General features: G+C 44.0%; 27 protein-coding genes. 13 read left to right on the top strand and 14 right to left on the bottom strand.

Annotated features, from left to right (window positions below):
- Window positions 1-3: 3 nt before the first annotated feature.
- The gene (locus AC1RM2_RS03950; protein ID WP_492983596.1) at window positions 4-3,342 is read left to right on the top strand and encodes an FG-GAP repeat domain-containing protein; all 3,339 of its coding nucleotides are present in this window, start codon (window positions 4-6) and stop codon (window positions 3,340-3,342) included.
- A gap of 6 nt (window positions 3,343-3,348) precedes the next feature.
- Here AC1RM2_RS03950 and AC1RM2_RS03945 read toward each other — a convergent pair whose 3' ends face one another.
- Entirely contained in the window at window positions 3,349-4,278 is a 930-nt protein-coding gene (locus tag AC1RM2_RS03945; protein ID WP_492983594.1) for a GyrI-like domain-containing protein, read from the bottom strand.
- A 207-nt stretch (window positions 4,279-4,485) separates the two neighbouring features.
- On the opposite strand from AC1RM2_RS03945, the gene AC1RM2_RS03940 reads away from it, so the two are divergent.
- The 3 genes from AC1RM2_RS03940 (at window position 4,486) to AC1RM2_RS03930 (ending at window position 5,292) form a co-directional block, all read left to right on the top strand.
- Window positions 4,486-4,671: a hypothetical protein gene (locus AC1RM2_RS03940; RefSeq protein WP_492983592.1), complete on the top strand. Its 186-nt coding sequence runs from the start codon at window positions 4,486-4,488 to the stop codon at window positions 4,669-4,671.
- An 80-nt stretch (window positions 4,672-4,751) separates the two neighbouring features.
- Complete coding sequence (locus tag AC1RM2_RS03935) at window positions 4,752-4,952, top strand: hypothetical protein (RefSeq protein ID WP_492983590.1); 201 nt, start codon at window positions 4,752-4,754, stop codon at window positions 4,950-4,952.
- Window positions 4,945-5,292 (top strand): addiction module toxin RelE, encoded by a 348-nt coding sequence (locus AC1RM2_RS03930; RefSeq protein ID WP_492983588.1) that lies wholly within the window; start codon window positions 4,945-4,947, stop codon window positions 5,290-5,292. The genes AC1RM2_RS03935 and AC1RM2_RS03930 overlap by 8 nt, the downstream gene beginning before the upstream one ends.
- An 87-nt stretch (window positions 5,293-5,379) precedes the next feature.
- Here the strand turns inward: AC1RM2_RS03930 and AC1RM2_RS03925 are convergent, their stop codons facing one another.
- Together AC1RM2_RS03925 and AC1RM2_RS03920 are read right to left on the bottom strand one after the other, a co-directional pair.
- Entirely contained in the window at window positions 5,380-6,288 is a 909-nt protein-coding gene (locus AC1RM2_RS03925) for a helix-turn-helix domain-containing protein (protein WP_492983586.1), read from the bottom strand.
- Between the two features lie 124 nt (window positions 6,289-6,412).
- Window positions 6,413-7,177, bottom strand: coding sequence for an SDR family NAD(P)-dependent oxidoreductase (locus AC1RM2_RS03920; RefSeq protein WP_274212165.1), 765 nt, complete (start codon window positions 7,175-7,177; stop codon window positions 6,413-6,415).
- A gap of 280 nt (window positions 7,178-7,457) precedes the next feature.
- Between AC1RM2_RS03920 and AC1RM2_RS03915 the strand changes: the two genes are divergently transcribed.
- The 4 genes from AC1RM2_RS03915 (at window position 7,458) to AC1RM2_RS03900 (ending at window position 11,750) form a co-directional block, all read left to right on the top strand.
- Entirely contained in the window at window positions 7,458-8,783 is a 1,326-nt protein-coding gene (locus AC1RM2_RS03915) for a vanadium-dependent haloperoxidase (RefSeq protein WP_492983583.1), read from the top strand.
- Between the two features lie 14 nt (window positions 8,784-8,797).
- Window positions 8,798-10,840, top strand: a complete 2,043-nt coding sequence (locus tag AC1RM2_RS03910) for a kojibiose hydrolase (RefSeq protein WP_492983581.1) — start codon at window positions 8,798-8,800, stop codon at window positions 10,838-10,840.
- A 218-nt stretch (window positions 10,841-11,058) separates the two neighbouring features.
- Entirely contained in the window at window positions 11,059-11,217 is a 159-nt protein-coding gene (locus AC1RM2_RS03905) for a hypothetical protein (RefSeq protein WP_492983579.1), read from the top strand.
- Window positions 11,217-11,750: a GNAT family N-acetyltransferase gene (locus AC1RM2_RS03900; protein WP_492983577.1), complete on the top strand. Its 534-nt coding sequence runs from the start codon at window positions 11,217-11,219 to the stop codon at window positions 11,748-11,750. The genes AC1RM2_RS03905 and AC1RM2_RS03900 overlap by 1 nt, the downstream gene beginning before the upstream one ends.
- 311 nt (window positions 11,751-12,061) lie before the next feature.
- On the opposite strand, the gene treF is transcribed toward AC1RM2_RS03900, so the two are convergent.
- Window positions 12,062-13,654 carry an alpha,alpha-trehalase TreF gene (gene treF, locus AC1RM2_RS03895; protein ID WP_492983575.1) on the bottom strand — a complete coding sequence of 531 codons (1,593 nt, stop codon included), beginning with the start codon at window positions 13,652-13,654 and terminating at the stop codon, window positions 12,062-12,064.
- Window positions 13,655-13,864: 210 nt separating this feature from the next.
- Here treF and AC1RM2_RS03890 point away from each other — a divergent pair, with 210 nt between their 5' ends.
- Both AC1RM2_RS03890 and AC1RM2_RS03885 read left to right on the top strand, forming a co-directional pair.
- Complete coding sequence (locus AC1RM2_RS03890) at window positions 13,865-15,598, top strand: glycoside hydrolase family 13 protein (protein WP_492983573.1); 1,734 nt, start codon at window positions 13,865-13,867, stop codon at window positions 15,596-15,598.
- A gap of 283 nt (window positions 15,599-15,881) precedes the next feature.
- The gene (locus tag AC1RM2_RS03885) at window positions 15,882-16,355 is read left to right on the top strand and encodes a carboxymuconolactone decarboxylase family protein (protein WP_492983571.1); all 474 of its coding nucleotides are present in this window, start codon (window positions 15,882-15,884) and stop codon (window positions 16,353-16,355) included.
- 140 nt (window positions 16,356-16,495) lie between these two features.
- Here the strand turns inward: AC1RM2_RS03885 and AC1RM2_RS03880 are convergent, their stop codons facing one another.
- From AC1RM2_RS03880 to AC1RM2_RS03835, 10 genes are all read right to left on the bottom strand, one after another.
- Window positions 16,496-17,467: a quinone oxidoreductase family protein gene (locus AC1RM2_RS03880; protein WP_492983569.1), complete on the bottom strand. Its 972-nt coding sequence runs from the start codon at window positions 17,465-17,467 to the stop codon at window positions 16,496-16,498.
- A 71-nt stretch (window positions 17,468-17,538) separates the two neighbouring features.
- A complete protein-coding gene (locus tag AC1RM2_RS03875) occupies window positions 17,539-18,123 on the bottom strand; it encodes a Crp/Fnr family transcriptional regulator (RefSeq protein ID WP_492983567.1) in 585 nt (194 codons plus the stop codon).
- A 95-nt stretch (window positions 18,124-18,218) separates the two neighbouring features.
- A complete protein-coding gene (locus AC1RM2_RS03870; protein ID WP_492983565.1) occupies window positions 18,219-18,830 on the bottom strand; it encodes a hypothetical protein in 612 nt (203 codons plus the stop codon).
- A gap of 138 nt (window positions 18,831-18,968) precedes the next feature.
- Complete coding sequence (locus AC1RM2_RS03865; protein ID WP_492983563.1) at window positions 18,969-19,325, bottom strand: VOC family protein; 357 nt, start codon at window positions 19,323-19,325, stop codon at window positions 18,969-18,971.
- A gap of 145 nt (window positions 19,326-19,470) precedes the next feature.
- Window positions 19,471-19,857 (bottom strand): DUF6169 family protein, encoded by a 387-nt coding sequence (locus AC1RM2_RS03860; protein WP_492983561.1) that lies wholly within the window; start codon window positions 19,855-19,857, stop codon window positions 19,471-19,473.
- Between the two features lie 82 nt (window positions 19,858-19,939).
- On the bottom strand, window positions 19,940-20,095 hold the full coding sequence (locus AC1RM2_RS03855; protein ID WP_492983559.1) for a hypothetical protein: 156 nt from the start codon (window positions 20,093-20,095) through the stop codon (window positions 19,940-19,942).
- A gap of 133 nt (window positions 20,096-20,228) precedes the next feature.
- Window positions 20,229-20,657: a VOC family protein gene (locus AC1RM2_RS03850; protein ID WP_492983557.1), complete on the bottom strand. Its 429-nt coding sequence runs from the start codon at window positions 20,655-20,657 to the stop codon at window positions 20,229-20,231.
- Window positions 20,658-20,986: 329 nt separating this feature from the next.
- The gene (locus AC1RM2_RS03845) at window positions 20,987-21,673 is read right to left on the bottom strand and encodes a DUF2461 domain-containing protein (RefSeq protein WP_492983555.1); all 687 of its coding nucleotides are present in this window, start codon (window positions 21,671-21,673) and stop codon (window positions 20,987-20,989) included.
- 14 nt (window positions 21,674-21,687) lie between these two features.
- Complete coding sequence (locus tag AC1RM2_RS03840) at window positions 21,688-22,851, bottom strand: metallophosphoesterase (protein WP_492983553.1); 1,164 nt, start codon at window positions 22,849-22,851, stop codon at window positions 21,688-21,690.
- 232 nt (window positions 22,852-23,083) lie between these two features.
- Window positions 23,084-23,692 carry an alpha-ketoglutarate-dependent dioxygenase AlkB family protein gene (locus AC1RM2_RS03835; protein ID WP_492983551.1) on the bottom strand — a complete coding sequence of 203 codons (609 nt, stop codon included), beginning with the start codon at window positions 23,690-23,692 and terminating at the stop codon, window positions 23,084-23,086.
- 247 nt (window positions 23,693-23,939) lie between these two features.
- Between AC1RM2_RS03835 and AC1RM2_RS03830 the strand changes: the two genes are divergently transcribed.
- From AC1RM2_RS03830 to AC1RM2_RS03820, 3 genes are read left to right on the top strand one after another with little or no spacing between them, the layout of a single operon-like run.
- On the top strand, window positions 23,940-24,317 hold the full coding sequence (locus tag AC1RM2_RS03830; RefSeq protein ID WP_492983549.1) for a hypothetical protein: 378 nt from the start codon (window positions 23,940-23,942) through the stop codon (window positions 24,315-24,317).
- A gap of 5 nt (window positions 24,318-24,322) precedes the next feature.
- Window positions 24,323-25,051, top strand: a complete 729-nt coding sequence (locus AC1RM2_RS03825; RefSeq protein ID WP_492983547.1) for an ImuA family protein — start codon at window positions 24,323-24,325, stop codon at window positions 25,049-25,051.
- On the top strand, window positions 25,044-26,546 hold the full coding sequence (locus AC1RM2_RS03820; protein ID WP_492983545.1) for a Y-family DNA polymerase: 1,503 nt from the start codon (window positions 25,044-25,046) through the stop codon (window positions 26,544-26,546). The genes AC1RM2_RS03825 and AC1RM2_RS03820 overlap by 8 nt, the downstream gene beginning before the upstream one ends.
- Window positions 26,547-26,548 lie beyond the last annotated feature (2 nt).

Raw genomic sequence — 26,548 nt, 5'->3', positions numbered from 1 at the left:
AAAATGTTGTTTTACAAAATATACAAATCATTGCCGGCGAAGTTTTTGTTGTGGAGCTGTTTTATCGGGATGGTTTTGCTATCGGCCTGTAAGCCTAAAAAGGCTGGCGAGGGCGTTTTTAAATTGTTGCCTGCTGATGAAACCGGGTTGGATTTTGTAAATAAAAACACAGTTTCTGATTCTGTTAACATTCTCGATTACCTGTATTTCTACAACGGTGCCGGTGTGGCCGCTGCCGATTTTAATAACGATGGTTTGCAGGATTTGTATTTTGTATCTAACCAGGGTTCCAATAAACTATACTTGAACAAAGGCAATTTAAAATTTGAAGATATTACCGCCAAAGCAGGCGTAGCGGGTACCGGTAACTGGAAAACCGGCGTAACGGTTGTTGATATCAATGGCGATGGGCTTAAAGATATTTACATATCAGTAGTATCGGGCTACAAAGGTTTTAAAGGTAAAAATCAGCTTTATATCAACAACGGCGATTTAACGTTTACCGAATCTGCCGCCAAATACGGTCTTGATTTTGCAGGTTTTTCAACCCAGGTTTCGTTTTTTGATTATGATAAAGATGGCGACCTGGATATGTTTCTGCTCACCTCATCGGTACATAGCAATGATACCTACGGCGATTCTACCTTAAGGTTTAAGTACAGCCACGATGCCGGTGACCATCTTTTCAGGAACGATAACGGGCATTTTACCGATGTTACTGCCAAATCGGGCATTTACAGCGCCCCGATAGGCTATGGCCTTGGCCTTAGCATTGGCGATTTGAACAATGATGGCTGGGACGATATTTATGTAAGCAACGATTTTTTTGAGCAGGATTATTACTATATCAACCAGCACGATGGCACTTTCAAAGAACAGCTAAAAAGCGCTTTCGGTCATACCAGTTTATTCTCGATGGGTAACACCATCAGCGATATCAATAAAGACGGCCATCTGGATGTGCTCACCACCGATATGTTGCCCGAGGATTTGAAAGCGCTGCGGTCGACAATTAATGATGAGCCACTGGATATTTACAACCAGGAAGTTAATGCCGGTTATTACTACCAGTATTCAAAAAATTGCCTGCAGCTTAATGTTGGTAACGGCAATAAGTTTGTTGATATGAGTTTGTACAGCGGCGTATCGGCTACCGATTGGACGTGGTCGCCCCTGGTGCAGGATTTTGATATGGATGGCCGCAAGGATATGTTTTTTAGCAACGGCATAAAAAAACGGCTTAACGATATGGATTACCTGAAATACCTGGGCAACCCTGATGTAATGAGAGAATATAAAGCCAGCCGGGTATTTGATAAAGACAAGATCAACATGATGCCTGATGGAGCTGTGCACAACTTTTTTTACCATGGCGATGACTTGTTGAAATTTACCGATGCATCTTTTACCAATGATATGCAAAAGCCCTCTATCTCGGCGGGCTCGGTAGCGGTGGATCTGGATAATGATGGAGATCTGGAAATTGTAACCAACAACATGGATGAGCAGGCTTACATTTACAATAACACCACCATAGAAGGTAGGGGGAAAGATAACCCATCGTATTTGAAATATGCTGTTAAATATACCAAGGCCAATCCGGATGGTATTGGTACAAAGTTTTTTCTGAAATCGGGTAAACAGTTGGACCACCAGGAAATTCAAACCAGTAATGCCTACGCCAGTAACCTGAGCAACGAGTTGCTTTTTACTTTTTTGCCTAACGATAAACCCGGCGAACTGTTGGTGGTATGGCCGGATAACAGCTGGCAACTGGTACGGGATTTTAAGCCGGGGACTAAAACGGTAATGAAATTTGATAGCGCCCAAACGCAATCAACGGGTGATGTATCGTCGGTAATAAATACATTTATCAGTAATAAGCAACCCTTTGATTATACGCCGGTTCAGGCTAAGTTATTGGCAAGGTTAAAGCCTTTTGATACGCCCGATTTTAATTACTATTCGTTGTTGCCACATACTTATTTGCCGCACACGCCTGCTGTTGCTGTGGCAGACGTTAATGGCGATGGTATTGATGACATTTATGTGGGTGGCTTTGCAGGCGAGGAAAAATACCTGCTGGCAGGCGACAAAAGCGGCGGCTATACCAAAGTTGTGGTGCCGCAATTTAACCAGGTTAAAGATTACGGCGATGGCCAGGCAGTTTGGGCCGACGTTAATAATGACGGCAAACCCGATTTGCTGGTGATCAGCACCAATCATCCCTTACAGGAAAGTGATAAACTGCTGCCGCCACGGTTGTACATTAATAAAGGAAATTTCCAGTTTGAGTATAAGGCATTACCCAAAATAGTTAATCAAGCTGCTAAAATAGCCGTGTTTGATTTTAACGGAGATGGACGGACTGATGTTTTATTAACAGGCAGCATTTCTTATACCAACTATACCGCACCGCGCCCGTCGACCATTTTGATTAACAAGGGTAACGGGAATTTCGAGGTGAGTCATGATAAACAATACAACGATATTACAGCCATTCAGTACGTAACGGATACAGCCACAGCTGATATTGACCACAATGGTAAACCCGATTTGGTAGTCACCGCCGAGTGGCAGCCGATACAGATATTTTTGAATGATGGTAAAAAACTGAATAAATTTTCATCGTCGGTGCTGGATAGCCAAAAAGGCTGGTGGCAATCGGTAATGGTTGCCGATGTGGATGGCGATGGCAAAGCCGACCTGGTAGCAGGTAATTGGGGAACCAACAATAAATACAATGTATCGCCGGAACAACCATTATATGCTTACAATAACGATTTGGATAAAGATGGCAAAAACGATTTGATACTATCCTACTGCGTGAAAGGACTATACTATCCATTTCGCCCTAAAAACGATTTGGAGCAGGAGCTACCCTATCTGAAAAAAGAATGGCTGAGCTACCAAAAAATGGCCGATAAAACCACAGCCGAAATATTTAAAGATAAACTGGATGAAGAAAACCGTTTAACCGCCAATCAGTTCAGCAGTATTTTTGTGAGCGATGTGCTGCATGCCACCAAATTTGAGCCCTTGCCTTATCAATACCAGCAGGCACCCATCCGCTCGATTATGCGTGCGAATAATAAAACCGGCGATTTGCTGTTGAATGGCAACTTTTGGGGTGTGGTACCTTACGAAGGTAAGTACGATGCTTTAGGCCTGGTTGGCCTGCACTATGATAAAAATCAAAAACAGTTTTCGGCACCCGGCTATATGGTAAACGCGGCTTTTAATTTCCAGGAGCTTCCGTACATCAGTACTATAAAAAGGGCTACATCCACCAATTACCTCATCGTCACTTATGATGGCAGGCTGATGTTGGTTACCCAATAATCGCCTTTAAAATATGGGGTAATATATTTTGGTAACCCATTTTGAGGTGTCCTTTTCAAGATACCTATCGGTCACCATCGATTCAAAAGGCATGGCAGGGGCTATCAGTTTATGATCTTTCATGTAAATCCTCACTTCTTCAAATGCATCGTTCACTGTATTGGGGCCGCCTTTTACATCGGCTATCAGTAAATTGCCACCCATTACCAGGTTGTTGATAATTGATCCTTTACCCGGAGTTATTTTTTTATCAATTGGGATAGCATAGCTAATTTGGTATTCTTTACTGCCCACCTGGGTGATATTCAACATCGGGAAATTTGTCATTTTGGCCCCTTTGGCAATAGCTTCTTTTTTTAGGTTTTCGATACTGCTATATATACTTTGCATGTCGGGATAGGTAGCAGCGCTTGCGGTTGTTGTCAGTAAAAACGGGTCTGTTACTTTATTTATGTAAATTTTATAACCGTAGGCGTTTTTCTGATCCTCTAAAAATGTTTTAAAGCCGACTAAAACCTGCTCTGTTTTGTTTTGAAGATCGCGCGCGGCAAAATAATCCATCACCCTTTTTACCGGGTTTATGCTGCTTTGCCTTTGCGCCTGCAAAGATATTTTGGCTGCGAAATCTTCGGCTAAATAACTGACATCTGCATTGAGTTTGAAATTGCCTTGTTGCAGATCAACATTTGCGCCGCTGTTGGTGGTTTTATTGATGGTAAATTGCACGCCTTCAAAAGCAAACTGGTTGTCATTAACTTTTGTGCCCGGCCACCATTTTTCCCAACGATGCTGGTGTACCAGGAATTTAGCTACCACACCATCAGATGCTTCAACGGTTAATTGGTTGCTTACGGTTAGGGTAGATGGGATTATCAAATATATTGGGGCGGCAATAACTACAATTGCAGCTAAAATTATCAGTACGGTTTTCTTCATTTGGGTTATAAAGGGCATTCAAATTTAAAGATAATGGATCAATGCACGGCATTTGAAACGCAAATAAGCAGCGGTATATTAAAATAAAGCCGATGGCTATGTTATTCGGCTACTGTGCTCTTATCATAATGAAATTGAATATATCAGTTTTTTATAGATACTTTTTCATAATAACTTATCTTTGTATAAGACGTAAAAACTACGATTATGCAAACCTGGATATTGATTTCTATAGCTATAGTTTGTTTAGGATTGCCCCTTATACTTGCGATAATTAAGCTTGTTAGGATTTTAACTTCTGACAAGATTACTTTTATAAAAGGCGATAAACAATTAACAGTGTCAACAGGCCATTTAACATCAGAAGAAAAAAAGCAGCTTCTTGATTTTTAATGGCTATTTAACATGTAACTTTTTATTTAGAATTGCGTTATATTTGTGTAGGACTTATTAAACGAATACAAGGAGGTATCATGACCTTAAAAGTTAATATCATTAAAACTAATAATGCTTCCAACTTTAAAAGAGTAGAAGTAGATAAATATATTATATCCAGTCCGCCGGAATTAGATCAAGACCTGAAATCTGATTTTAAAGAATCATTACATCAAGCTTATGATATTTTAGAAGGTAAACAGCCTCATAGGACCATAAGAGATATGATTAATGGTTAATCAGGTTATCCCGACCCCTAAATTTGAAAATCAATATAAAAGGCTAAAGAAAAAATTCAAGACTTTAGACAATACTATATATGAATTAGAAAATCAACTAATTCAAAATCCGTATTTGGGTAAAAGGTTAAATCAAAATATTTTCAAAATAAGAATATCAGACCCAAGCAAAGGAAAAGGAAAAAGTGGGGGATTTAGGGTGATAACTTATGTAATAGAAGAAACATCGGATTTAACGAGCATATTTCTGCTGACAATTTATGATAAATCAGAACAAGGCAGTGCCTCGTCATCAGATATTGCCGGCTGGAAACGAGAAGTTGACAGTGAAAGAAAGTGAAGGTCGCCATCTTAGTAAGGCGACTTTTTTATTATAAAAGCTTAATGTTTTGATGAATGGGAGTGTGGTTGACTTATAGTTGGCATTTTAAGTTCTGAACGCCACAGGTGTAAACGAAGTTTGTTTTTTAAAGTATTTAGAAAAATGTGCAGGGTCATCATAACCCAGTGCATAGGCAATTTCGCTCACGCTCCAATGGGTTTGTTTCAACAGTATTTTGGCCTCCTGTATTATCCTGTTGCTAATAATTTCGGTTGTTGTACTGCCTGTAACCTCTTTTAGTACCTTGTTAAGGTGATTGACATGCACAGCCAGGCGGTCGGCATAATCTTTAGCAGTTCGTAAACCAAGTTTTTGGTGTGGCGGCTCAAGCGGGAATTGTCGTTCCAGCAATTCGATAAACAGGGAAGATATCCGTTCAGACGCGTTTTGCGCGGTACTTATGGCCAACATGGGCTGTAGTTTTTGGCCGTAATGAATAAGTTCTAAAACAAGGGTGCGTAAAAGGTCATATTTATACTGGTAATCGGCATCAAGCTCCCGCTGCATCTTCCTGAAAATGTACTCAATTTCGTTTATTTCTGTTTCAGAAACCTGGAAAACCGGTACCTGCCCGGGTTGAAATATGGGCAATTCATCCAACAATACCGTCGACTTGCCTGGCGAAAGAAAATCGGGTGTGAAAATGCAAAACATACCAGTTTGGTTACCATCTTCGGGCAGCCAGCGATAGGGGATTTTGGGCGTGGCAAACAGGAGGGCATTTTTCTGTATATCTATTACCTTATCGGCATACTCGGCCTTGCTTTTGCCTCTTAACCAGCTAATTTTGTAGTACGCCCGGCGGCTGTAGGGCATTATTCTTGTCCCTGTCGTTTTATCAAACAACTTTTCGGCTTCAAACACATTGAAATGGCCAAGCTCTTTACTCGTCCCATCATGAAACGGTGCGCCGTTCCGGTGGTAAAAATCTTCGAGGGATGTATTGGTGATCATGCTGCTTTTTCCGAAATTTAAAGTTAGCAATTTAATGCATTGTTATCAGCAATTGCCATTAGCGGCAGGTAAAAGCAGGACGCACCATTCAATCAAGTACTGCCCTGCTTTTTACTCAGTTTTATTATACCAGCATGCCGCCCGAAGCTTCGATGCGTTGCCCGTTTACCCAGCGTGCATCTTCGGTACATAAAAAGGCTACTACGCCGCCAATATCTTCGGCCACAGCCGGCCGGCCTAATGCCGTTACCGAGCTTACTTGTTTTTGTGTTTCTTCACTTGCCCGGAAGTGCCCGCCGCCAAAATCTGTCATTACCGCGCCGGGTGCCACAGTGTTGGCCCTGATGCCCCTTGAACCTAACTCTTTGGCGAGGTAACGGGTAAATACTTCAACCGCGCCTTTCATAGCAGCGTAAACCGACGACCGTGGAAAAGATACCCTGGTTAAACCGCTGGATATGTTAACAATGCCCCCGCCATCATTCATCAGCGGGATTAAGCCTTGGGTTAAAAAATAAACGCCTTTAAAATGAATGTTTAGCAGCTCATCAAAAAACTCGTCGGTAACCTCTTCAATCAATTTATATCCCCCGATGCCGGCGTTATTAATCAAAAAATCAATGCGGTTTGCACCAAAAGTATTGGTTAAAATATCTTTAACCTGATCAGTAAAAGCGGCAAAGCTTTTAATGTCGCCGGCATTGAGTTGTAGCGTTGCCGCTTTTCTGCCGCTTTGTTGAATTTGGTTAACCACATCTTGCGCCTCTGCCAGTTTGCTGTTGTAGGTAAGTATCACATCAATACCCTTTTCGGCAAGCCGAAGCGCCATATCTTTACCTAAGCCCCGGCTGCCACCGGTTACTAAGGCTATTTTATTTTTACTCTCCATTTTGATAATTTTTATGATACAAAATTGCCATTATTAGTATTGCAATCGTTTGTAATAATCAATCCGTTACTTGTACAATTCAAATGATATTGATGCTGCAGCCTTGTAATGGTTAATTAAAATTTGGGTAGCTTAAATTCCAGCAAAAAATCACATAACCCCCCCCCCCTTTTTATAGCGTAGTATAGGATATAAAAGCCTATATTAGCTGTCAATCAATGCAAAAAACAGCAGGATTATCCTCTTTGTCCGGTTTGTTTTTTAACCTATTTTATAATTTATGAGATCCTTTCTATTTTGTATTGCAGGCGGGCTATTTTTACTCTCCTCCTGCAAAAAGCCCGAGTACCAAAAAATAATGCACGATCCTGAACTGTACCGTGTTACCGTAAAGAAGCTGAACGATATTGTGCTGGAAAATAACTTTCCGCCAGTTACTGCTTCACGTAATTATGTGTATGCCAATATCGCGGCCTACCAGGTTATCGCGGCCGGCGATCCGGCGCATTTCAGGTCGCTATCCGGCCAGATCAAACATTTGCCGCCAACACCAAAGCCCTCAAAAGATACCACTGTTGATTACCAGTTTGCATCGCTGCTGGCATTTTGTTATGTGGGTAATGCGGTAACGTTTCCGGAGGGTAGTATGGACCAGTATGTAGATGGGCTTAAACAAAAAGCAAAAGATGCCGGCATGCCCGACGATTTGTTTGAAGGATCGGTAAATTATGCCAATAAAGTGGCCAAATCTATCATGAAATGGAGCAAGGGCGATAATTATTTAAAAACCCGTTCGGCAAGTAAATTTACGGTGAAACAGCAGGATGGCCGCTGGATCCCGACGCCGCCTATGTATGCCCAGGCACTGGAAGCACACTGGGGCGAGATAAGGCCAATGGTTTTGGATTCTGCTTCGCAATTAATCCCGCCAGATCCTCCGGCTTTTGATGTTAAAAACAAAAACGGAAGGTTTTACCTGCAGGCGCTTGAAGTGAAAAATATTGTTGACAGCCTTACCACCGAACAAAAGCACCAGGCCGATTTTTGGGACGACAATGCATTTAAGCTGAACGTAGTGGGCCATGCCTCTTTTGCCACCAAAAAGTTTTCGCCGGGCGGCCACTGGATGAATATTACCGGAACGGTTACCCGCGCCAAAAAGCTTGATTTTAACACCACAGTAAGTGTTTACACCGAAACTGCCATTGCCTTATTTGATGGTTTTATCAATTGCTGGTACCTCAAATACAGGTCGAACTACGTACGCCCGGAAACTATTATTACCAAATACATCAACCCGGATTGGAGACCGTATATTCAAACCCCGCCGTTCCCCGAATACAGCAGCGGGCACGCGGTGATCTCATCAGCCGCGGCCGAGGTACTGACCAGCAAGTTTGGCGATAATTTTGCCTATACCGATTCGTCGGAGATGGAATTTGGGATAGCGCCGCTCTCGTTCAAGTCATTCAGGGAAGCCGCGAAGTCAGCAGCTATGTCGCGGGTGTTGGGCGGTATCCACTTTAAAAATGCCTGTGTTGTGGGCAATGAACAAGGTGCCGAAATTGGGCAGCTGGTGGTAAAAAAACTGCAATTGAAGAAATAATATATACAATATTGATGATGAATAAGCTATCAAAATGGCTCATGTTGCTGGCCTTTGTTGTTCCTGTTGCAGCAAATGCCCAGGGTGCCGACCCCTGGACGGTTAAAGCAGATAAAATAGACCCGGCAAATTATTACGGTATCACGGTTGCCAACGGGATGATAGGTATTGTATCGGCACCCGAGCCTTTTAAAGTAAAAAATGTGGTGCTGGCAGGTGCGTACGACCTTTACGGCCGGGGCAGGGTAAGCAATTTTTTGAACAGCTTTAACCTGTTGAATATGTACCTGGAGATTGATGGCCGACGTATTGATGCCAAAAATATCAGCAATTTTAAGCAGGAACTGGATATGCGGCATGCCGCCTTTACCACCACGTTTGATTATGGAGATAAAGCAACCATCAAATATACTTACTATTCCCTGCGTCAATTGCCTTTTACCGTATTGATGGATGTGGCCGTTATAGCCAAAAAGGCCATTAATATTACATCGGCCAGCGTAATGGAAGCGCCGGATGCTTTAAAGGAAGTTCAAAACTATTATAACGAGATTGACAGGCCACATGTAACCATCAGCCTGTTAACCTCTACAGCGAAAAGCCCCACAGGCAAAATGCAGCTATGTGCGTCCACCTCGTTTTTATTCAACGAACCACACGGCCAGGAACCACGCATTATCCACGAAATGTGGGATAATAACATGCACCTGATGAAATTCGGCAAAGCCGTTGCCGCAGGCGAAACTTATAAATACGCGGTTACGGGCTCATCCATAACTTCGGCGCACCATGCCGATCCGTTAAACGAGGCCGAACGCCTCACTATTTTTGCCAAACTGGAAGGCCGCGACCGGCTGATCAAATTTCATAACAAAGCCTGGGACGACCTTTGGGCCAGCGATATCCAGATTGAAGGCGATGCGCAGGCGCAGCAGGATGTGCATAGCATGCTGTATCACCTGTATTCGTTTTCGCGCGCGGGTACTGCTTACTCGCCGTCGCCAATGGGACTTTCCGGTTTAGGTTATAACGGCCACATTTTTTGGGACTGCGATATCTGGATGTATCCCGCTATGCTGGTGCTACACCCCGAGATTGCCAAATCTATGGTTGAATACCGTTTTGAACGTCTGGATGCTGCCCGAAGAAATGCTTTTTCGCATGGTTATAAAGGGGCTATGTTCCCTTGGGAAAGTGCCGATAGCGGGGTAGAAGAAACCCCTGTTTGGGCCCTGAGCGGGCCGTTTGAGCACCACATTACAGCCGATGTTGCGCTGGCTGCCTGGAATTACTATTGCGTAACCCAGGACAAACAATGGCTGCGCGAAAAAGGCTGGCCCATACTATCGGCCACTGCCGATTTTTGGGCAAGCCGGGTTGAGCGTAACGGCCCAGGGCACTACGATATCAAAAACGTGGTAGCCGCCGATGAGTGGGCCGAAAATATTGATAACAACGCCTTTACAAATGCTGCCGCCATTGCCAACCTGCAAAACGCAACCGCCGCTGCCAAAATATTGGGCGAAAAAGTGGATGCCGACTGGCAGCTGGTAGCGCAAAATATCCCTATCCTGAAAATGGATAACGGCGTAACCCGCGAACATGCCACCTATAACGGCGAAGGTATTAAGCAGGCAGATGTTAATCTGCTGGCCTATCCGCTGAAAACAATTACCGATGCCGGCCAGATTAAAAAAGACCTGGAATACTACGAAACCCGTGTACCCAACGAAGGGACCCCGGCTATGACCCAGGCTGTTTTTGCCCTGCTATATGCCCGCCTGGGTAACGGCGATAAAGCATATCACTTTTTTAAGGACGCTTACGAGCCAAACCTCAACCCGCCATTCCGCGTAATTGCCGAAACCAAAGGCGGTACCAATCCCTATTTTGCAACAGGCGCGGGCGGTATTATCCAAAGTTTACTCATGGGCTTTGGAGGGCTGGATATAACCCCCACAGGTATTACACAGATTAAAAGCAAGCTGCCATCCAACTGGAAATCGTTAAAGATAACCGGCGTTGGGGTGGATAAACGTACTTACGTTATTAAATAGCCGATGGGTAGATCTGCTTCATGTGAATGTTTGAGAAACGGAAATTAACGACTAACTCTTTTGTTGCAGATGATAAAAATGAGAGGTAGTATTTGTAAATGCTGTGTAAGGAGATCGAAAAAGCTTTGATATAATGAAAAGCTTTGTAAGGAGTTTTTACGAAAATAGCTATATTTGTATTGAAGTTTATCAAGTACAGATTTAAGAACCACCAAATTATGGCAAAGCCTATTAAAGAAACGCCAATTCTTCGAGGTAAGGATGCCGTTAAATTTTTTCAAAGAATAAAAGAATCAGAAAACGTAAAGATTTCAGCTGAAAAACTGAATCAAATTAAAATGGATGCTAATAAACTAATCTCGATTGCTAAGTTTTAATGGAGTTATTAAATACCGAGTTTAAGAGAATATCTCTTGATTTCGAAATAAAACCATTTGATTGCGGCGATGAAGATTTAAATGATTTCTTTTTAAATAGTTCAAAAAACTTTTACAAGCAACTTTTAGCTGTTACATATGTAATTGAAAGCGATGATAAAACCATCGCTTTTTTTAGTATAATGAACGATAGGGTTTCTGCTGATGAATTGGAAAGTAATAATCAATGGAAAAAATTCAAACAATTGATATTTCCACCCGATAAAAACTTAAGAAGTTATCCTGCGGTTAAAATAGGTCGGTTGGCAGTACATAAAGACATTAAAGCATCTGGTTTTGGTAAAGCCATAATAAATTATCTGATATATAGTTTTACAAACGGGAATAAAACAGGGTGCAGATTTATCACTGTTGACGCTTATAAAACATCTTTGAAATTTTATGAAAAATGCGGATTTGTTTTCATGACAGAAAAAGATAAGGAACGAGATACACGGTTAATGTATCTGGATTTATTACCGTATACAAAATGAAAAAGCCACTACTCTAAATGAGGGCACTGAAAAAGTCCCGTTAAATCGGAGAAAAAAAAAGGGGTTGTGTCATAAATCATGAACAACCCCTTTTCCTTGCCCTAAAGCAGGTAACGACATATCTTTGATTCGTATAAACGATTCTCAGGGCATCAAATTGGATTTTTAACTTCCTTTTTTCCGCCTAAAATATTGAGGGGACTTTTTCAGTGCCCTCCTCTAAATGAAGTGGCTTTTTTATTTTCAATCAGGCTAAATAAGCCATTATTTTAATCCGGCATCGTTATCCCTGTCAAAAACCGAACGCTTTTTTAATTCTGATTTTCCGGCAAATCTTTGCTTTCATGTTCGGTATCTATATGGTACCGGTTAATCAGGTGGAGCAATACCCCGTTGGTCCAGCCGAAGCCGTCTTGTAGTGGGTACTCGCCGCCGCCGGCGGTAACTTTGGTGTCTACCACGTTATATTTTTCCAATAGCTTTCCGGTCTGCTTAAACACTCTGATGTTCAGCCTGAGCCAGCGCGTAGCAATTTCTTTGGCCAGGGTGTTGTAATGGTAATTTTCTAAGCCATCAATAGCCATATATTGTAACGGGGCCCAGCCATTTGGCGCATCCCATTGCTGGCCCGAAAAGTTAAGGGTAGTAACCAATCCTCCGGCTTTCAGGAAGTTGTTCTTTAGTCCTTCGGCTACCAGGCGGGCCTGCTCAACGGTAGCTATTTTAAATTCCAGCGGGAACTCGGCTGCCAGGGTGGGCACAGTTGATAGCTGGTTTAGCTGCCAGTTATAGTCATCAAACCAACCTGTCTTCTGGTTCCAGCAGTACTTTAAAATGGCTGCTTTACGGCGGGCGGCCCTTGCGCTGTATAGCTTGGCCAGCTTGGCGTTTTGAATTTGGTTAAGGCTTCTGGCTATGGTAAGTTCAAGGTTATACAACAAACAATTCAAATCAACAGGTACCAGGTCGGTTGTTTGTATGGTTGGCAGCTTGCCCGATGCATCAAACCAGCGTGTGCTGAAATCCCAGCCCGAAGCTGCTGCCGCCCTGATGTTATGGTAAAACTGTGGCAGCGGCTGTTGGGTTTCTTTGCCGGCGGTTACATCCTGCACAAATGACTCCTCGCGTGGTTGATCGCTTTCGTCCCAGTAGCGATTCAAAAGTTCGCCATCTGCCATTCTCACCACCCTGTGCGAGGCCTGGTTGGCAGCCAAACCTTCCCAGCCCTGCATCCAGTACAGATATTCTTTAATTAACTGTGGTCTGAAATGGATCAATACTTTCTCTCCTTCGTTTTTTGCCAGCAGGTTTACCATCATGGCAAAAAATGGCGGTTGCGACCGGGTGAGGTAATAAGCCCGGTTACCATTGGGTATAAAACCATATTTATCAATCAGGTATGCAAAATTCTCAACCATATTGTGGATCACCTTTACCTGGTGACTTTCCTGCAGGCCCAGCATGGTAAAGTACGAATCCCAATAGTAAATTTCCCTGAACCTGCCACCCGGTACTATATAGGGGTTTGGCAAGGCCAGTGATGACGAAAATGGTTTGGCCTCATCCGGATGGCGTTGTAAAACATGCCATAAGGTATCAATGTGTTTGCGGATACCCGCCTCAATATCGGTCTGGAACGAGTTATGGCTAACCGGCATATCAAAATGTGCCAGTACAAATGTTTTAATGTCAAAGCCAGGTTTATCCTTTTCGTCCTGGTAGGCTTTCATGATCATGGCCGGGTCCTGTTTGGGCACCGCATCTACAAAAGTTTTATTATCCGGAAAAATCTGGCCAAGCTGAACGGCTTCAAATAAGCCCGGAAACTGCTGTCGCGGTGTTAGCGTTTGTGCTTTAACGCCAAGGGTAAAAAATAAAAACGCGAGTAAAAAGAGTTTTCTCATTTAACGTATTGATGTGCCTTTTTAAGGGTAAGGCAATTGGTTTATAATAATGTATAAATTTAATGTTTTTAAGTATAAATGTGTATTGTTAACACTATTAATTTGCGGCGTTTTTTAAACATATTTTGCAGCATGCATAAATTGTTATAACTTGAACATTATTACCAGGAACGCCAATTTAACCTGCTGCTGTTTAGTTATTTGCTCATCATGAAAATTTTTAACACGCTTATCATAAGTGCTGCCTTTTTGCTATTGGGTAGTAATTACAGCTGTGCCCAAAACACCCAGCCCCATAAAGATAGCCTTGATCGTAAATGGTGGAAAGAGGCTGTTGTTTACCAGCTTTATCCGCGCAGTTTTAATGATGTAGATGGCGATGGCATTGGCGATTTAAAGGGAATAATTGCCAGGCTTGATTATATTAAAAGTTTAGGTGTCGACGCAGTGTGGCTTAACCCGATATATGGGTCGCCAAATGACGATAACGGTTACGATGTGAGCGACTACCGCGACATTATGAAAGATTTTGGCACCATGGCCGATTTTGATGCCATGCTTAAAGGCATGCATGCCCGAGGCATAAAGCTGGTGATGGACCTGGTGGTAAACCATAGCAGCGATGAGCATGAATGGTTTAAAAAAAGCCGCAGCTCGCGCAACAGCCCTTACCGCGAATATTACCATTGGTGGAATGCCGAAAAAGGCAAACCGCCTTACCGTTACAGCCTTTTTGATGTAAACCATGATGCGTGGCGGTATGATTCGCTTACCAATGCCTATTACCTGCATTATTTTTCGCGCAAGCAGCCCGATCTTAACTGGGAAAACCCCAAATTAAGGCAGGAAGTATACGATATCATGAAGTTTTGGGGCGATAAAGGCATCGATGGTTTTAGGCTGGATGCTTTCCAGTTTGCGGCAAAAGATACCACCTTCCCGGCTTTCCCGAATGGGTTTGAAAAAAACTTTACCCAATATTACGGCATGCAGGGCAACCTGCACGGTTACCTGCAGGAAATGAACCAGCAGGTTTTGAGCAAATACAATGTAATGAGTGTGGCCGAGGGGGCTGGCAATACGTTTGAAGATGCACACAATTTGGTTGATGCCGACAGGAATGAACTGAACATGGCTTATGCATTTGAAGCAGTAGACATAGCCAAGCCCGAGGGTTATAGCGTGTTGCGTTTAAAGCAGATATTTACCAAATGGGATAGCGCGTTTGCTGCAAAAGGATGGTTATCCATTTTCCTGGCCAATCATGACCAGGCAAGGCTGGTTACCCGGTTCGGCAACGATAGCCCGGAGTTTAGGGCGGTATCATCAAAAATGCTGACCACCTTTTTAATGACGATGCGCGGTACCCCTTATTACTATAATGGCGACGAACTGGGAATGACCAACGCCGGATTTAGTAAAGCAGAAGACTATCGTGACGTGCAAACCCTGAACGAATACCAGCGCCAGAAAAACCTTGGCACCGATATGCAAAAGTATTTACAGCGTATGAGTTTTGAAAGCAGGGACAATAGCCGCACACCCTTTCAATGGAACAACCGCAAAAATGCCGGCTTTTCGACCGGAAAACCATGGATTGCGGTAAATCCCAATTATATCACCATTAATGTAGCTGCCCAGGAAAAGGATGCCAATAGTACCCTTAACTATTTCAGGAAGGTTGTAAAACTGCGTAAAGACAACCTGGCGCTTGTATATGGCAAATACACGTTGCTTGATGGCCAAAACGCCGATACTTACAGCTATACCAGGGAACTGGATGGTAGAAAATTGCTGGTATTATTGAATTTTACAAGCAAGGCGGCCACAACCAACACCGGGGTAGATTTTAACAAAGCCAGTGTTTTATTGGGTAATTATCCCCAATCTTCAACAAACGGAACGCTTAGACCTTATGAAGCGGTAGTTTACGAATTGAAATAAAGTATTTGAAATCAGTTATTTGATTGCGAATGGCTGCGATTATTGCGGCCATCGATTTTCTGCGTTTATACCTAATGGCGAGGGCTTTGTTGTCACCCCTTAGAAATCTATAAACTCCACACAAATTTATTGGATAATCACCGCCGCCTTTGCCGGTACCATGCTTATGGGCTACAGTTATTGATGTATCAATGAGGGATAAATATTTTTTTTAAAGCACATGTCCTATTCTGTACATCTCAATCGCTATCAGGGCATAAGTAAAACATCAATAAATAACACCATGAAACAACGACTCAATGTTTTTGAAAAAGGCCAGGGCGCTATGAAAGCTTTGTATGGCCTGGGTATCTACCTGGCTAAGTCGCCGGTTGATCAAAGGCTTTTAAATTTAATTTATTTCCGGGTATCGCAGGTTAACGGTTGCGCCTATTGCCTGGATATGCACTCGAAAGACCTGCGTGCTAACGGCGAAACCGAACAACGCCTGTATATGTTAAATGCCTGGCGGGAAGCCCCTTTTTATACAGATCGGGAACGCGCTGCATTGGCATGGGCCGAAGCTTTGACAAAAATTGCAGGTGGCCCCGTACCCGACGAAATTTACGCAGCAGCCCGTGAACAGTTTACTGAAGAAGAATTGGTTGATTTAACGTTGGCTGTTATTACCATTAACAGCTACAACCGCGTTAACCTTGCATTCCCTAATGTGGCTGCTGTTGGTACGTACAAAGTTGGCGCGCACGCCGTTCAATAATCAACAAAGCATAAGGTAACAAATTGAACACCTTAATTAAATAAGCCCGGGTATTTATCGAAAGATAAATACCCGGGCTTATAAATACAATTTCAAACATACGTTCTGCCGGTTTTGGCTTCTGTATCAACGGGATAGCATCAAATGGTTACAACCAGGCGTTGCCCGTCGGGTACATCTAAATTCCAAAGTTCGGCAATGTCTTCCAGTTTAACAGCGATGGTATCCACTTTGAGTTTTCCTTCGGCCGCAAGGGCAAACATTTCGGGCAGTATAGTGGTAAAAAGCTGGCCAACCTCCTGCTTTGACCATGCGCCAAGCCCCGACCCGGTGAGCTGAAGATCGACGCTTCGTAAATTAGCGGCAGATAGCTGGATGATATCACCCGCCATGCTGCCAACCGATACATACCTTACCTTGTTTGTAAATGAACCATCGCCCTTTAAACAAGCAAGTATCATTTCGGCGGTGTGGCCCCACAGGTAATCTATAATAATGTCAATAGGTGTCTGTGAATGGATGGCTTTAATACGGGCCTTAAATTGTTCATCATCCTGCAAAACAGAAACCGCCTCATCGCCACCCATCGTCAGCAGGTCATCAAGCGATTTTTGATTTCTGCCGGTTACAATCACCCTTTTTGCGCCATAATGTTTGGCAATTTGCACGGCTACCCGGCCTGTAAAACCGGTAGCGCCATTTACCAGTACCACATCGCCCGGTTTAGTACCCGCTTTAAACCGTAAACCCATTGCCGCGCCTATTATGGCGTTAGGCAAGGCTGCTGCTGCCGCATCATCAAGTCCATCGGGTATTTTTACTATCCGGTCTTTGTTAATGGTTGCTTTTTCGGCCAGCATACCACTCACACCCATGCCATAAACCCGGGTTCCATCTTCCAACAGGCAAACGCCATCGCCTCCAATTACCCGGCCGCTTGCCGCAGGCGCATCACTTGAGTAATGTTTGCCGGCGGCACGCCCCTTATCAAAGTGTTTAATGGCCACGGCCTTCACCGTTACCAATAGCTCATCGCTATTTTGAATTGCCGGCTCCGGAAAATCTACATATTGAGGTAATTCCCCTTTTTGATACATTACTGCTGCTTTCATCTTTTTATTTTTTTGTTAAGACAAAATTAACTGCAACGTTAGCAGCGCAACGATAACATATGTTATCAAGTTCAGAAATGTAATTTGCCTTTTGCAAGCTTGCTTTTGATACGGCTTAAGTGTACTTTGCTGATACCCAGGTATGATGCGATATAATGTTGTGGTATCCGCTGCACAATATGCGGCCTTTCGGTCAGCAGTTTCTGATAGCGCTCTTCGGGCGTATCCCTGATGAAAGAAACAAGTTCATTAATGTAATGGGATTGCCTGGCGGCAGATAGCCGAAGGGTCAATTGTGCAAAATCGGGCTCCCGGCTTAGTTCATCCATCAATTGAGTTACGTATTGTTTTGGAAGCAAATAAACTATGGAAGGCTCTATCGTTTCAACAGTGAACGCGCTTGGCGTATTATTGACAAAACTTTCGAGCGAAGCGAGACCTTCATCTTCAAAAAAAAATTGTACAGTTTTGTCATCCCCCTTGTTGTAAAAAAACGCGCGCACACAGCCTTTCTCAATGAAAATATAATGCTGCGATACCTTTCCTTCTTCCAGCAAAATGGTTTTTGCCGGTACCTCCAGCCGTTTCTGATATTCCAGGTACTTATCCCAAAAAGGATTCAATTGGGGAAACTTATTTCTGAAATGGAAAATCATAACCTGTATAATTAATATGCTAAGATAAGCTCCCTGTTTATAAAATACGTTTTTTATAAAACGAGATGTAAATTCGGCATTAATGATCAAGAGGCTTAAAGAGCCATTTGCGGCAGGTAGCCCGCACTAAAGGCATTGACTGTTGATCGGGGTGTGAGTACAGTAACCTGTTCCGCCTTTATTGGTAAGCCCGGTTTTTCATACCCCGCAGGCGTCCAACGATAAAGCTGGTTATTGGCTACCAGGTAGGGTTCGCCGTCAACCTGGATAAAAGTACCGTTGGGCAGGCCCTGTACATCGGCTTCGAACATTACTTTGTTGGCATCTTTATCTATCCTTTGCTGGTGAATGATCTCATCAATTTTGCTGATAGCTGTTTTTTTGTCGAACCCATATTCGGGGTTGCCCTTAAGCCAGGCTGTTTTAAAACGATTGGCGTCATCGCGACGGCATTCAAAACAAGGGCGGTGACCGGCTGCAAAAGCCGTGGCCTCATCCAAAAAGAACAGTTCTGTCCACAACCCCGGCGACATTACCTCGCGGTGCCTGCCTTTAAACTGCAACAGGCAGGTAATCCAGGCCTTTAACTTAAAGGGGCGCAGTATGGTTTTGGTATTGCCATGCAACTGACCACGGTTACCTATCCAGGCACCACGTGCACTGGTTTTGATAATATCGCCATGAGGGCTTACACGGTTTTGCAGCATGTTGAATAATTATATAGAAGCTAAAAGCAGAATGCAGAAAGCTTAAAGCTAATGGATTGATCGATAGATGTTATGTGAATTTTACCCAAAAAGCCTTTTTTGCTTTTAGCTTTCTGCCTTCCGTTTTCAGCTCCTTCGCTAATCGCACTCAATATTGTGGCCTACCCGCAAAATGTGCCCATCGGGATCTTTTACCAGCATCTCGCGCATAAACCAGGGTTTATCTTCGGGGGGCGATAAAATTACAGCGCCTTTTTCTTTAATAGCTGCGTAATATTCATCCACATTTTCAACATTAAGGCAAAGCCATGTTCCGGCATGTCCCTGGTTGCCTTTGCAAAAAAAGATGGTGGTATTGCCAACCAGTACACCTCCAAATGTAGGCACATCGTCCCATGTCCACTGTTCTTCAAAACCCAGTACCTGTGTATAATAGGCAAGGCTGCGCGGAACATCGTCGGAATAAAGCACGGGGATAACGGATTCTATTTTCATGAGGAAAAGGATGTGTAGAGAAGCTAAATATGGGAATTAATCTACGTTTCAAACCAATCTTTAATGGTTAAATCAAGATATGCATATTAGTTATAGCAAACAAAATAAATGAGAAAAGGTCGTCATTTTTCAAGATATGCGACCCTTATTTATTGTATATATCCTCTAAGAATTTATTAAATGAAGTTAAAATTAAATGTTTTAGTGGGTTATCTCTTACAATCATCAATGATCCATACACATAAGTGTTTTCATATGGAATAACATTGTCGTGCTTTTCAACAGATAAATCTAAATCGCTGCACCACTGGTTAAAAACAATTTTTCTATGTCTTGAGTATCCGTCGTCGCCGAAACAAAAATATATAAGTACTCGGTGGTCGTTTTTATTAAAAAAGTCATTAACGATAGACATAATAGTAGCTCGTATTAATCTATCATACTTGAATGAGAAAGGGGTAGATGAATGATCCCCGTCCCTGCTAAACCCTAAATTATAAACTATATGAATATTACCATCTGAATCGGGCAAAGTAGATTCGGAAAAGTAAATTAAGTAATGATGGTTTTGTTCAGAAATGAAACTATAAGAACCGTCTTCAGTTACATCAAAGCTATACAGGAGAGACAATTTTAATTCCCTTTAGCGTAGATAAACTTTCTCCATTTTTAATTGCCTTAACAATCCTTTTTTTATCCTCAATCATTTGGATGATTGGATTGGAGTTTTTTTTGGGTTCAGAAACAGTGTTTTTATTTACTTGTTCCATGATGCGTGTTTTTTTGATATACTTTAAAGTGAATACAAATTTAAACAAAAAAGAAGAAATATTTGTTCGGTGTATGCAATTTATCCTGGCAAATAGAATAGATGTTATATACATCACAACCCATTAATAACGTTTATTGTTCATTTTTCCAGTCCGAATATTTAGTCTCCTCCGGTACGTCTGTCGGGCTTTCAAAATCCAGGTTATAGCCGTCGGGATCCTTTATGGTAACTACCCACATGTTGTTTCCAACAAAAGGCTCATTGGGTTTAAGGCCTTGTTCCACAAACTCGTGATATAATGCCAGCGCATCCTGGCACTGAAAGCAAACAGATACCCCAAAACCGCGCCCGGGCATGTCCTTATGCAGGGTTTGCAGCATGAGCGCACCACCGCCACGTTGAAGCCAGCACCATTCTATTTTATCTTTTGGTACCCATTGATTAACCAGTGTAAAGCCTAATCCTTCCACATAAAAGTGTAATGATCGCTCCATTTCGGCGATCATAAAAAAAGGTACCGATTGTGTAATGTTTGGGGCTTTGATGGTTTGACTGGCCATAGCGTGGATGGTTAATAGTGGTGTGTATCACAAAGTTAAGGTGTGGGATTGGTTTTAGCAATGGTAGTTTGGGGGAGAGTAACGTATATCGTATGGCGGCTACGACTCACCCATGACGAGTTAAAAAACGGAAGTCATCCCGAACTTGTTTCGGGATCCCACAGGACAGGTGACCCGCATGAAGTTAACTTAGCATGTGGGGTGCCGAAACAAGTTCGGCATGACATCGGGGGGACGTTGTCATTACTCCTTCAGAATCTGCAAAATTTCACGACTCAGCCCAACAAATCTTTAAAAAACATTATTCAAGCATAGCCATAACTCACACCCTAATCAATCACCCCATTAATATCAGTCACCAGCACCTCGCTCATGTAATCTAAAAACGGGCGCATATCCTGCAGTGCCTGGCAAACACTTTCAAAAAAGCCGGAACTCAAAAATTCCTCGTCGGTAAAGCGGTGCACAACCAGGTATTGCTTGTACCGCAACAAGTCGATAGCCTCATGATCGGCGGGGTAACCTTTTGGTGTGGTTTTCACGGTTTCACCACGCAGCGTGCCAAAGCTTTTGATAAAAGTTGCGCTGTTGAGGATATTGCGGAGCGGCTTATCATCAAAAGCGATATCATCCCTGATGCGTTTTAAATCCTGCGGATTGGGTGCCCAAAATCCGCAGGCAATAAAGGTGTTTCCGGGCTCAAAATGGTAATAGTAGCCGCCGCGCCTGTATTTGGTGGCACGCCTGAAACTGCCGCTCCAATTGATTTTATAGGGCGTTTTATCTTTACCAAACCGGGTATCGCGGTAAATGCGGTGCATGCTTTTTTTACCGGTTGGCGTTTCAATAACATCGTGCAGGTTTAAGTTGGCCAGTATGGCATCTACAAAACCCTCCACAAAACCAAGCTGTTGCTGGTAAAACTCCTTATGCGCGGTAAACCATTCCCGGTTATTGTTATTTTTCAGGTCGGTTAAAAAATTGATGGCAGAATGGGGCAATACAGGTTGACTCATGGCGTCAAAAATAACTATTTACGCCTTAAAGTAAGCACGGCAATTTCGGGCCAGATGCCTATACGGCCTTTCAGCCCAAGAAAACCGAAACCGCGGTTTACATATAAATATTTGCCGCTTTGCTCATAAAGGCCCGCCCATTGCTTATACACATACTTAATGGGGCTCCACTTAAAACCAAACAATTCAAAGCCAAATTGTGCACCATGGGTGTGGCCAGATAAAGTAAGGTGAACGTGCTGGTGGTGACCCATAGTTACCGCATCCCAATGCGATGGATCATGTGACATCAGTACTTTAAAAGCATCATCGGGCACGCGGGCGGCAGCCTTTTCCAAATCGCCATATTTATGAAAACCGCCCTTGCCCCAGTTCTCTACGCCGATGAGCGCCAGCGATTCGCCATTTTTATCTATAGTTAACGATTCGTTTAAAAGCAGGCGGAAACCTATTTCCTTATGCACATTTTTCAGGCGTACAAGGTTGGCATCCTTATCGTTCACGTTATCCCAGCGCATATAATCGCCATAATCATGGTTCCCCAATACCGAATATTTGCCATAAGGCGCTTCCAGTTTGGCAAAGGCCGGTATCCAGGGATCCATTTCGGCAGCGTGGTTATTTACAAGGTCGCCCGTAAATAATATCATATCGCTCTGTTGGGCATTCACCAGGTCGAGGCCTTTTTGCACACCTTCGGCATCGCTGAAACTGCCGGAATGGATATCAGATAACTGGGTAATGGTAAAGCCATCAAATTCTTCGGGCAGGTCGGGGAAGTACAAGGTTTCGCGCCTTACTTTGTAATAGTGGCGGCCGCGGGTAACGCCAAACAACAGCAGCAGGAAAAACACCCCGGCTATGATGAGCACAAACTGGCTTACGCCCACGCTATGCGGCGGAAAGCCACGGAACAGGCGCGTAACATCTTCCAGTAATAAAACAATGCTGCCAATAAGTTTGGGCACAAATGATAACAGCATTAATGCCATTAACCACGATATAACTTTGGTTTTGCCGGTAAAGGCGCTGAAAACGATTGTGGCGCCCAGCAAGCCATCAAATAACCAATAGGCCAGGTAAACCGTTGTATTGGCGGTAAGCGTTTGTACCGCCGCAAAAAAATAAACATCAATAATAAGCCATAGCAATACAATGGCAAGTACTCTTTTCTTCATACTTAGGTTAGACGAACAAGTATCAAAAAGATTTTAACCATTTAAACTTCATTGCGTTAAGATGACAAATGGGGGGTATTGAACGGTCGGATTCGTAGGTGTTTTTTTCTGTAGAGACGCATCACATGCGTCTCCTTTAGGATATTCAGGATTTGCAAGGCCGATTGCAAAAGTCTGATTTGCATGGGGGAGACGCATGTGATGCGTCTCTACAAAAAGGGAAAATATAAAATCATATCACCACCCTAAACGTCAAATTAACCCTCGCTTTCATCGGTTTTACAGATTTGGCTATGCGGTGTTCCCAATGCTCCTGCAATCCGGCTTTCATCAGCAGGAAAGAGCCATGCTCCAGCCGTACCGAATATTTTTCATGGTGATGCTGTTTGCTGCGGATATCAAAGCTGCGCACCTGCCCAAAACTTACCGATGCGATGACCGGGTTTTTGCCCAGTACATCTTCGCGGTCGCTGTGCCAGGTTACCGAATCGTTGCCATCGCGGTAATAATTGAGCAGTACGCTGTTGAATTGGATGCCGGCCAATGGTTCTATTTTATTTTTAATCATCAGCAGTTCGGGCGTCCAGTAATTGGGTGTGCTTTGGGTTAGGGAAGCATAATCATAAACCTCCGGGTCGCCGTACCAGGCGGTCAGGCGTGGGGTGATGATGTCTTTATCATAAATCCTTTGCATGCGCTGTTTCCAGGGAGTTTCGGCAATAAACTTTTGGAGCAGGCTGTCGCTTTCCTGTTCACTAAAAAGGCCGGGGCGGTAATCTAATAAATGGGTGGGCAGGCCCTTACTTTGCCCGGCATCGGGAAAAAAACATAGCTGTTCCATATCAACCTCCAATTTTTTCTAAAACAAATCTGTGCTAAAATAACTTCCGCGAAAGCCCCCTCTAAATCTCCCCCGGTAGGGGAGACTTTAGCTTCACTACTGAATAAAGTCAGCATAGAACATTTGTCATCCCAATCGAAGTGCGTAAGTTATTTTGAAATTCTCTAAAACAAATCTTTGCTAAAATTTTTTTACAAAGATATTAAAATGCTAATATTTTTAGTATTAGATTTGTAGTCTGTTTCTGATGGAAGAATTTTATATCGATGTGAAGCTCAGCCGGGGCATGACCCGGATACAGGTGGACGAGGTGCCGCCTGAGCAATGGGATTTGCCCTATGCGCCGCAATTTATCATCGAGTTTTATAATGGCCGGGAATTTATCACCATGATGCTGCAACTGGAGCAGGGGGAGTGGTACGACCGTAACGCCCGTGTGCAGGATGACGACATACAGCGTTATTTTGAACCTGTGCCCGACCCGCGTAATGCCGATTATGAAAGCCCGTTAAGTGTACAGGCCATCCATGAAATTGGGCAGGCTATCAGCAGGCACATGGTAGTACACCTAACGGTTTATATGGGGTTATTTATACCTGTTTTTCGTGAACCAACTTTAAACTGAAACTCATGGAAGCAAAAAAGGATATTATCAGCCAGCTGAAAAAAGATATTTTATTGTGGGAGGGTTTTAAAGCGCCCATTGCCGGTGCCGACGATAGCTTTGGCCTGGGGCCTATTGAGGCTGCTTTTCCAAATGGTATTTTCCCGGTAGGTGCGGTGCATGAGTTTTTAACTACCGAGCCGGAGCATGCCGCGGCCACCAGCGGTTTTATGGGCGGCATACTGGCCCAACTGATGCGTAACAATGGGGTTTGCTTGTGGATAAGCAAAGCGCGTACGGTTTTCCCACCCGCGCTTAAAGTATTTGGGGTACCGCCCGAGCGGGTGATATTTATAGACCTGCAGCGCGAAAAAGATTTGCTATGGGCAACCGAAGAAGCCCTGAAATGCGATGGCCTGGCAGCCGTTATTGCCGAGTTACCCGGCATCAACTTTACCCAGTCGCGCCGTTTACAGCTGGCGGTTGAAAGCAGCAAGGTCACCGGATTTGTGTTGCGCACGGATGCTAAAAAGCTAAGTACCACCGCCTGTGTGTCCCGCTGGCAAATAACGCACCTGCCCAGCGAGTTGGAAGATGGTTTACCCGGCGTAGGCTTCCCGCGCTGGCAGGTAGAACTTTTAAAGGTGCGTAACGGCAACCCCGGCTGCTGGCAGGTAGAATGGGTGGCCGGCAGCTTTGCGCTGGTTGTTGAAGAGAAGGCGGTAACAGAAATAGCATACCATCAATATGCCTAAGCGGTTTATGTCCATATGGTTCCGTCATTTAACTACCGACTGGCATACCCTGAAGCAGCCGGAATTGAAAGATGTGCCTTTTGTTTTTGCGATAAAAGATCACGGCCGCATGGTAATAACCGCCACCAACCGTGCCGCCGAAGTGCATGGTGTAAAAGCAGGCATGGTTGCTGCCGATGCCAAAGCCATAATAGTTGGCCTGCAGGTGATAGATGAACAACCCGATAGGGCCGCCAAATTATTACATGCCTTAGGCGAGTGGTGCATCCGCTATACGCCCACCATCGCCATTGATTTGCCCGATGGATTGATCCTTGATGTATCCGGCTGTACCCATCTTTGGGGCGGCGAGCGGGAATACCTGAAAACGATAGTACTTAAATTAAGAAGCAAGGGCTACGATGCCCGCGCCGCCATGGCCGATAGTATTGGTGCGGCCTGGGCCATTGCGCGTTTTGGCAGGCTGAGCCCCATTGTTGAAAGTTATGGGCAGGCAACGGCATTGCTGCCATTACCGCCGGTGGCCTTGCGGCTGGAGCCGGTTATTACCGAACGTTTGCAAAAACTGGGGCTGCGTACCATTGGCAGTTTTATCCGCATGCCACGGTCGGTACTACGCCGCCGGTTTGGGGAGCATTTGCTGATGCGGCTTAACCAGGCTTTGGGCAACGAGGATGAGCCGATGCAATTATTACAGCCGGTTGAACCCTACCAGGAACGCCTGCCCTGCATGGAACCCATCAATACGGCTACCGGTATCGAAATTGCCATCAGGCGGTTACTGGAAAGTATGTGTAAAAGGTTGCAGCAGGATGGCAAAGGGTTACGAACGGGTGTACTGAGGTGCTACCGGGTGGATGGCAAGGTTGAGCGGGTGCAGATAGGTACCAACCGGGCATCGCACCATGTGGAGCACCTTTTTAAATTATTCGAGCTTAAAATAGCCACCATAGAGCCTGCCCTGGGGATTGAACTTTTTGTGCTGGATGCCCCCAAGGTAGATGATGCCGACCCTGTACAGGAACGCCTGTGGTGCGAGGTTGGCGGCCTGGATGATACAGGAGTAGCCGAACTGCTGGACAGGATTGCCGGTAAAATAAATACCAATGTTATTCACCGTTACCTGCCTGATGAGCATTACTGGCCCGAGCGATCTGTCAGAAAAGCCGCTACTATACTGGAGAAACCAACTACCGCCTGGCGCATCAGCAGGCCGCGGCCCACACAGCTTTTAGCCCGGCCCGAACCGGTTAAGGTCACTTCGCTGGTGCCCGATTATCCGCCCATGCTTTTTATCTACCAGGATAAGGTGCACAACATTAAAAAGGCAGATGGCCCCGAGCGTATTGAGCGTGAATGGTGGCTTGAAAATGGCGAACGCCGTGATTATTACCATGTTGAAGATATGGATGGCAAGCGTTACTGGATCTTTCGCCTGGGGGCCTATGTGGCCGGTGAAACAAATCAATGGTTTATTCATGGCTTTTTTGCATAGGT

The sequence above is a fragment of the Mucilaginibacter sp. GW822-FHT03E02 genome (genome assembly GCF_058801545.1).
The sequence above is the reverse complement of the archived record's forward strand: the minus strand, read 5'-3'. Positions and strand labels throughout refer to the sequence as shown.

Excerpts from the sequence above, each read along its gene's own strand:
- AC1RM2_RS03930 (WP_492983588.1), top strand. The coding sequence starts at position 4,945 with ATGGTTAATCAGGTTATCCCGACCCCTAAATTTGAAAATCAATATAAA.
- AC1RM2_RS03935 (WP_492983590.1), top strand. The coding sequence starts at position 4,752 with ATGACCTTAAAAGTTAATATCATTAAAACTAATAATGCTTCCAACTTT.
- AC1RM2_RS03875 (WP_492983567.1), bottom strand. The coding sequence starts at position 18,123 with ATGATTTTCCATTTCAGAAATAAGTTTCCCCAATTGAATCCTTTTTGG.
- AC1RM2_RS03845 (WP_492983555.1), bottom strand. The coding sequence starts at position 21,673 with ATGAGTCAACCTGTATTGCCCCATTCTGCCATCAATTTTTTAACCGAC.
- AC1RM2_RS03825 (WP_492983547.1), top strand. The coding sequence starts at position 24,323 with ATGGAAGCAAAAAAGGATATTATCAGCCAGCTGAAAAAAGATATTTTA.
- AC1RM2_RS03950 (WP_492983596.1), top strand. The coding sequence starts at position 4 with ATGTTGTTTTACAAAATATACAAATCATTGCCGGCGAAGTTTTTGTTG.
- AC1RM2_RS03880 (WP_492983569.1), bottom strand. The coding sequence starts at position 17,467 with ATGAAAGCAGCAGTAATGTATCAAAAAGGGGAATTACCTCAATATGTA.
- AC1RM2_RS03840 (WP_492983553.1), bottom strand. The coding sequence starts at position 22,851 with ATGAAGAAAAGAGTACTTGCCATTGTATTGCTATGGCTTATTATTGAT.
- AC1RM2_RS03885 (WP_492983571.1), top strand. The coding sequence starts at position 15,882 with ATGAAACAACGACTCAATGTTTTTGAAAAAGGCCAGGGCGCTATGAAA.
- AC1RM2_RS03925 (WP_492983586.1), bottom strand. The coding sequence starts at position 6,288 with ATGATCACCAATACATCCCTCGAAGATTTTTACCACCGGAACGGCGCA.
- AC1RM2_RS03820 (WP_492983545.1), top strand. The coding sequence starts at position 25,044 with ATGCCTAAGCGGTTTATGTCCATATGGTTCCGTCATTTAACTACCGAC.
- AC1RM2_RS03890 (WP_492983573.1), top strand. The coding sequence starts at position 13,865 with ATGAAAATTTTTAACACGCTTATCATAAGTGCTGCCTTTTTGCTATTG.
- treF (WP_492983575.1), bottom strand. The coding sequence starts at position 13,654 with ATGAGAAAACTCTTTTTACTCGCGTTTTTATTTTTTACCCTTGGCGTT.
- AC1RM2_RS03910 (WP_492983581.1), top strand. The coding sequence starts at position 8,798 with ATGATGAATAAGCTATCAAAATGGCTCATGTTGCTGGCCTTTGTTGTT.
- AC1RM2_RS03855 (WP_492983559.1), bottom strand. The coding sequence starts at position 20,095 with ATGGAACAAGTAAATAAAAACACTGTTTCTGAACCCAAAAAAAACTCC.
- AC1RM2_RS03945 (WP_492983594.1), bottom strand. The coding sequence starts at position 4,278 with ATGAAGAAAACCGTACTGATAATTTTAGCTGCAATTGTAGTTATTGCC.
- AC1RM2_RS03835 (WP_492983551.1), bottom strand. The coding sequence starts at position 23,692 with ATGGAACAGCTATGTTTTTTTCCCGATGCCGGGCAAAGTAAGGGCCTG.
- AC1RM2_RS03900 (WP_492983577.1), top strand. The coding sequence starts at position 11,217 with ATGGAGTTATTAAATACCGAGTTTAAGAGAATATCTCTTGATTTCGAA.
- AC1RM2_RS03940 (WP_492983592.1), top strand. The coding sequence starts at position 4,486 with ATGCAAACCTGGATATTGATTTCTATAGCTATAGTTTGTTTAGGATTG.
- AC1RM2_RS03905 (WP_492983579.1), top strand. The coding sequence starts at position 11,059 with ATGGCAAAGCCTATTAAAGAAACGCCAATTCTTCGAGGTAAGGATGCC.
- AC1RM2_RS03850 (WP_492983557.1), bottom strand. The coding sequence starts at position 20,657 with ATGGCCAGTCAAACCATCAAAGCCCCAAACATTACACAATCGGTACCT.
- AC1RM2_RS03830 (WP_492983549.1), top strand. The coding sequence starts at position 23,940 with ATGGAAGAATTTTATATCGATGTGAAGCTCAGCCGGGGCATGACCCGG.
- AC1RM2_RS03865 (WP_492983563.1), bottom strand. The coding sequence starts at position 19,325 with ATGAAAATAGAATCCGTTATCCCCGTGCTTTATTCCGACGATGTTCCG.
- AC1RM2_RS03870 (WP_492983565.1), bottom strand. The coding sequence starts at position 18,830 with ATGCTGCAAAACCGTGTAAGCCCTCATGGCGATATTATCAAAACCAGT.
- AC1RM2_RS03915 (WP_492983583.1), top strand. The coding sequence starts at position 7,458 with ATGAGATCCTTTCTATTTTGTATTGCAGGCGGGCTATTTTTACTCTCC.
- AC1RM2_RS03920 (WP_274212165.1), bottom strand. The coding sequence starts at position 7,177 with ATGGAGAGTAAAAATAAAATAGCCTTAGTAACCGGTGGCAGCCGGGGC.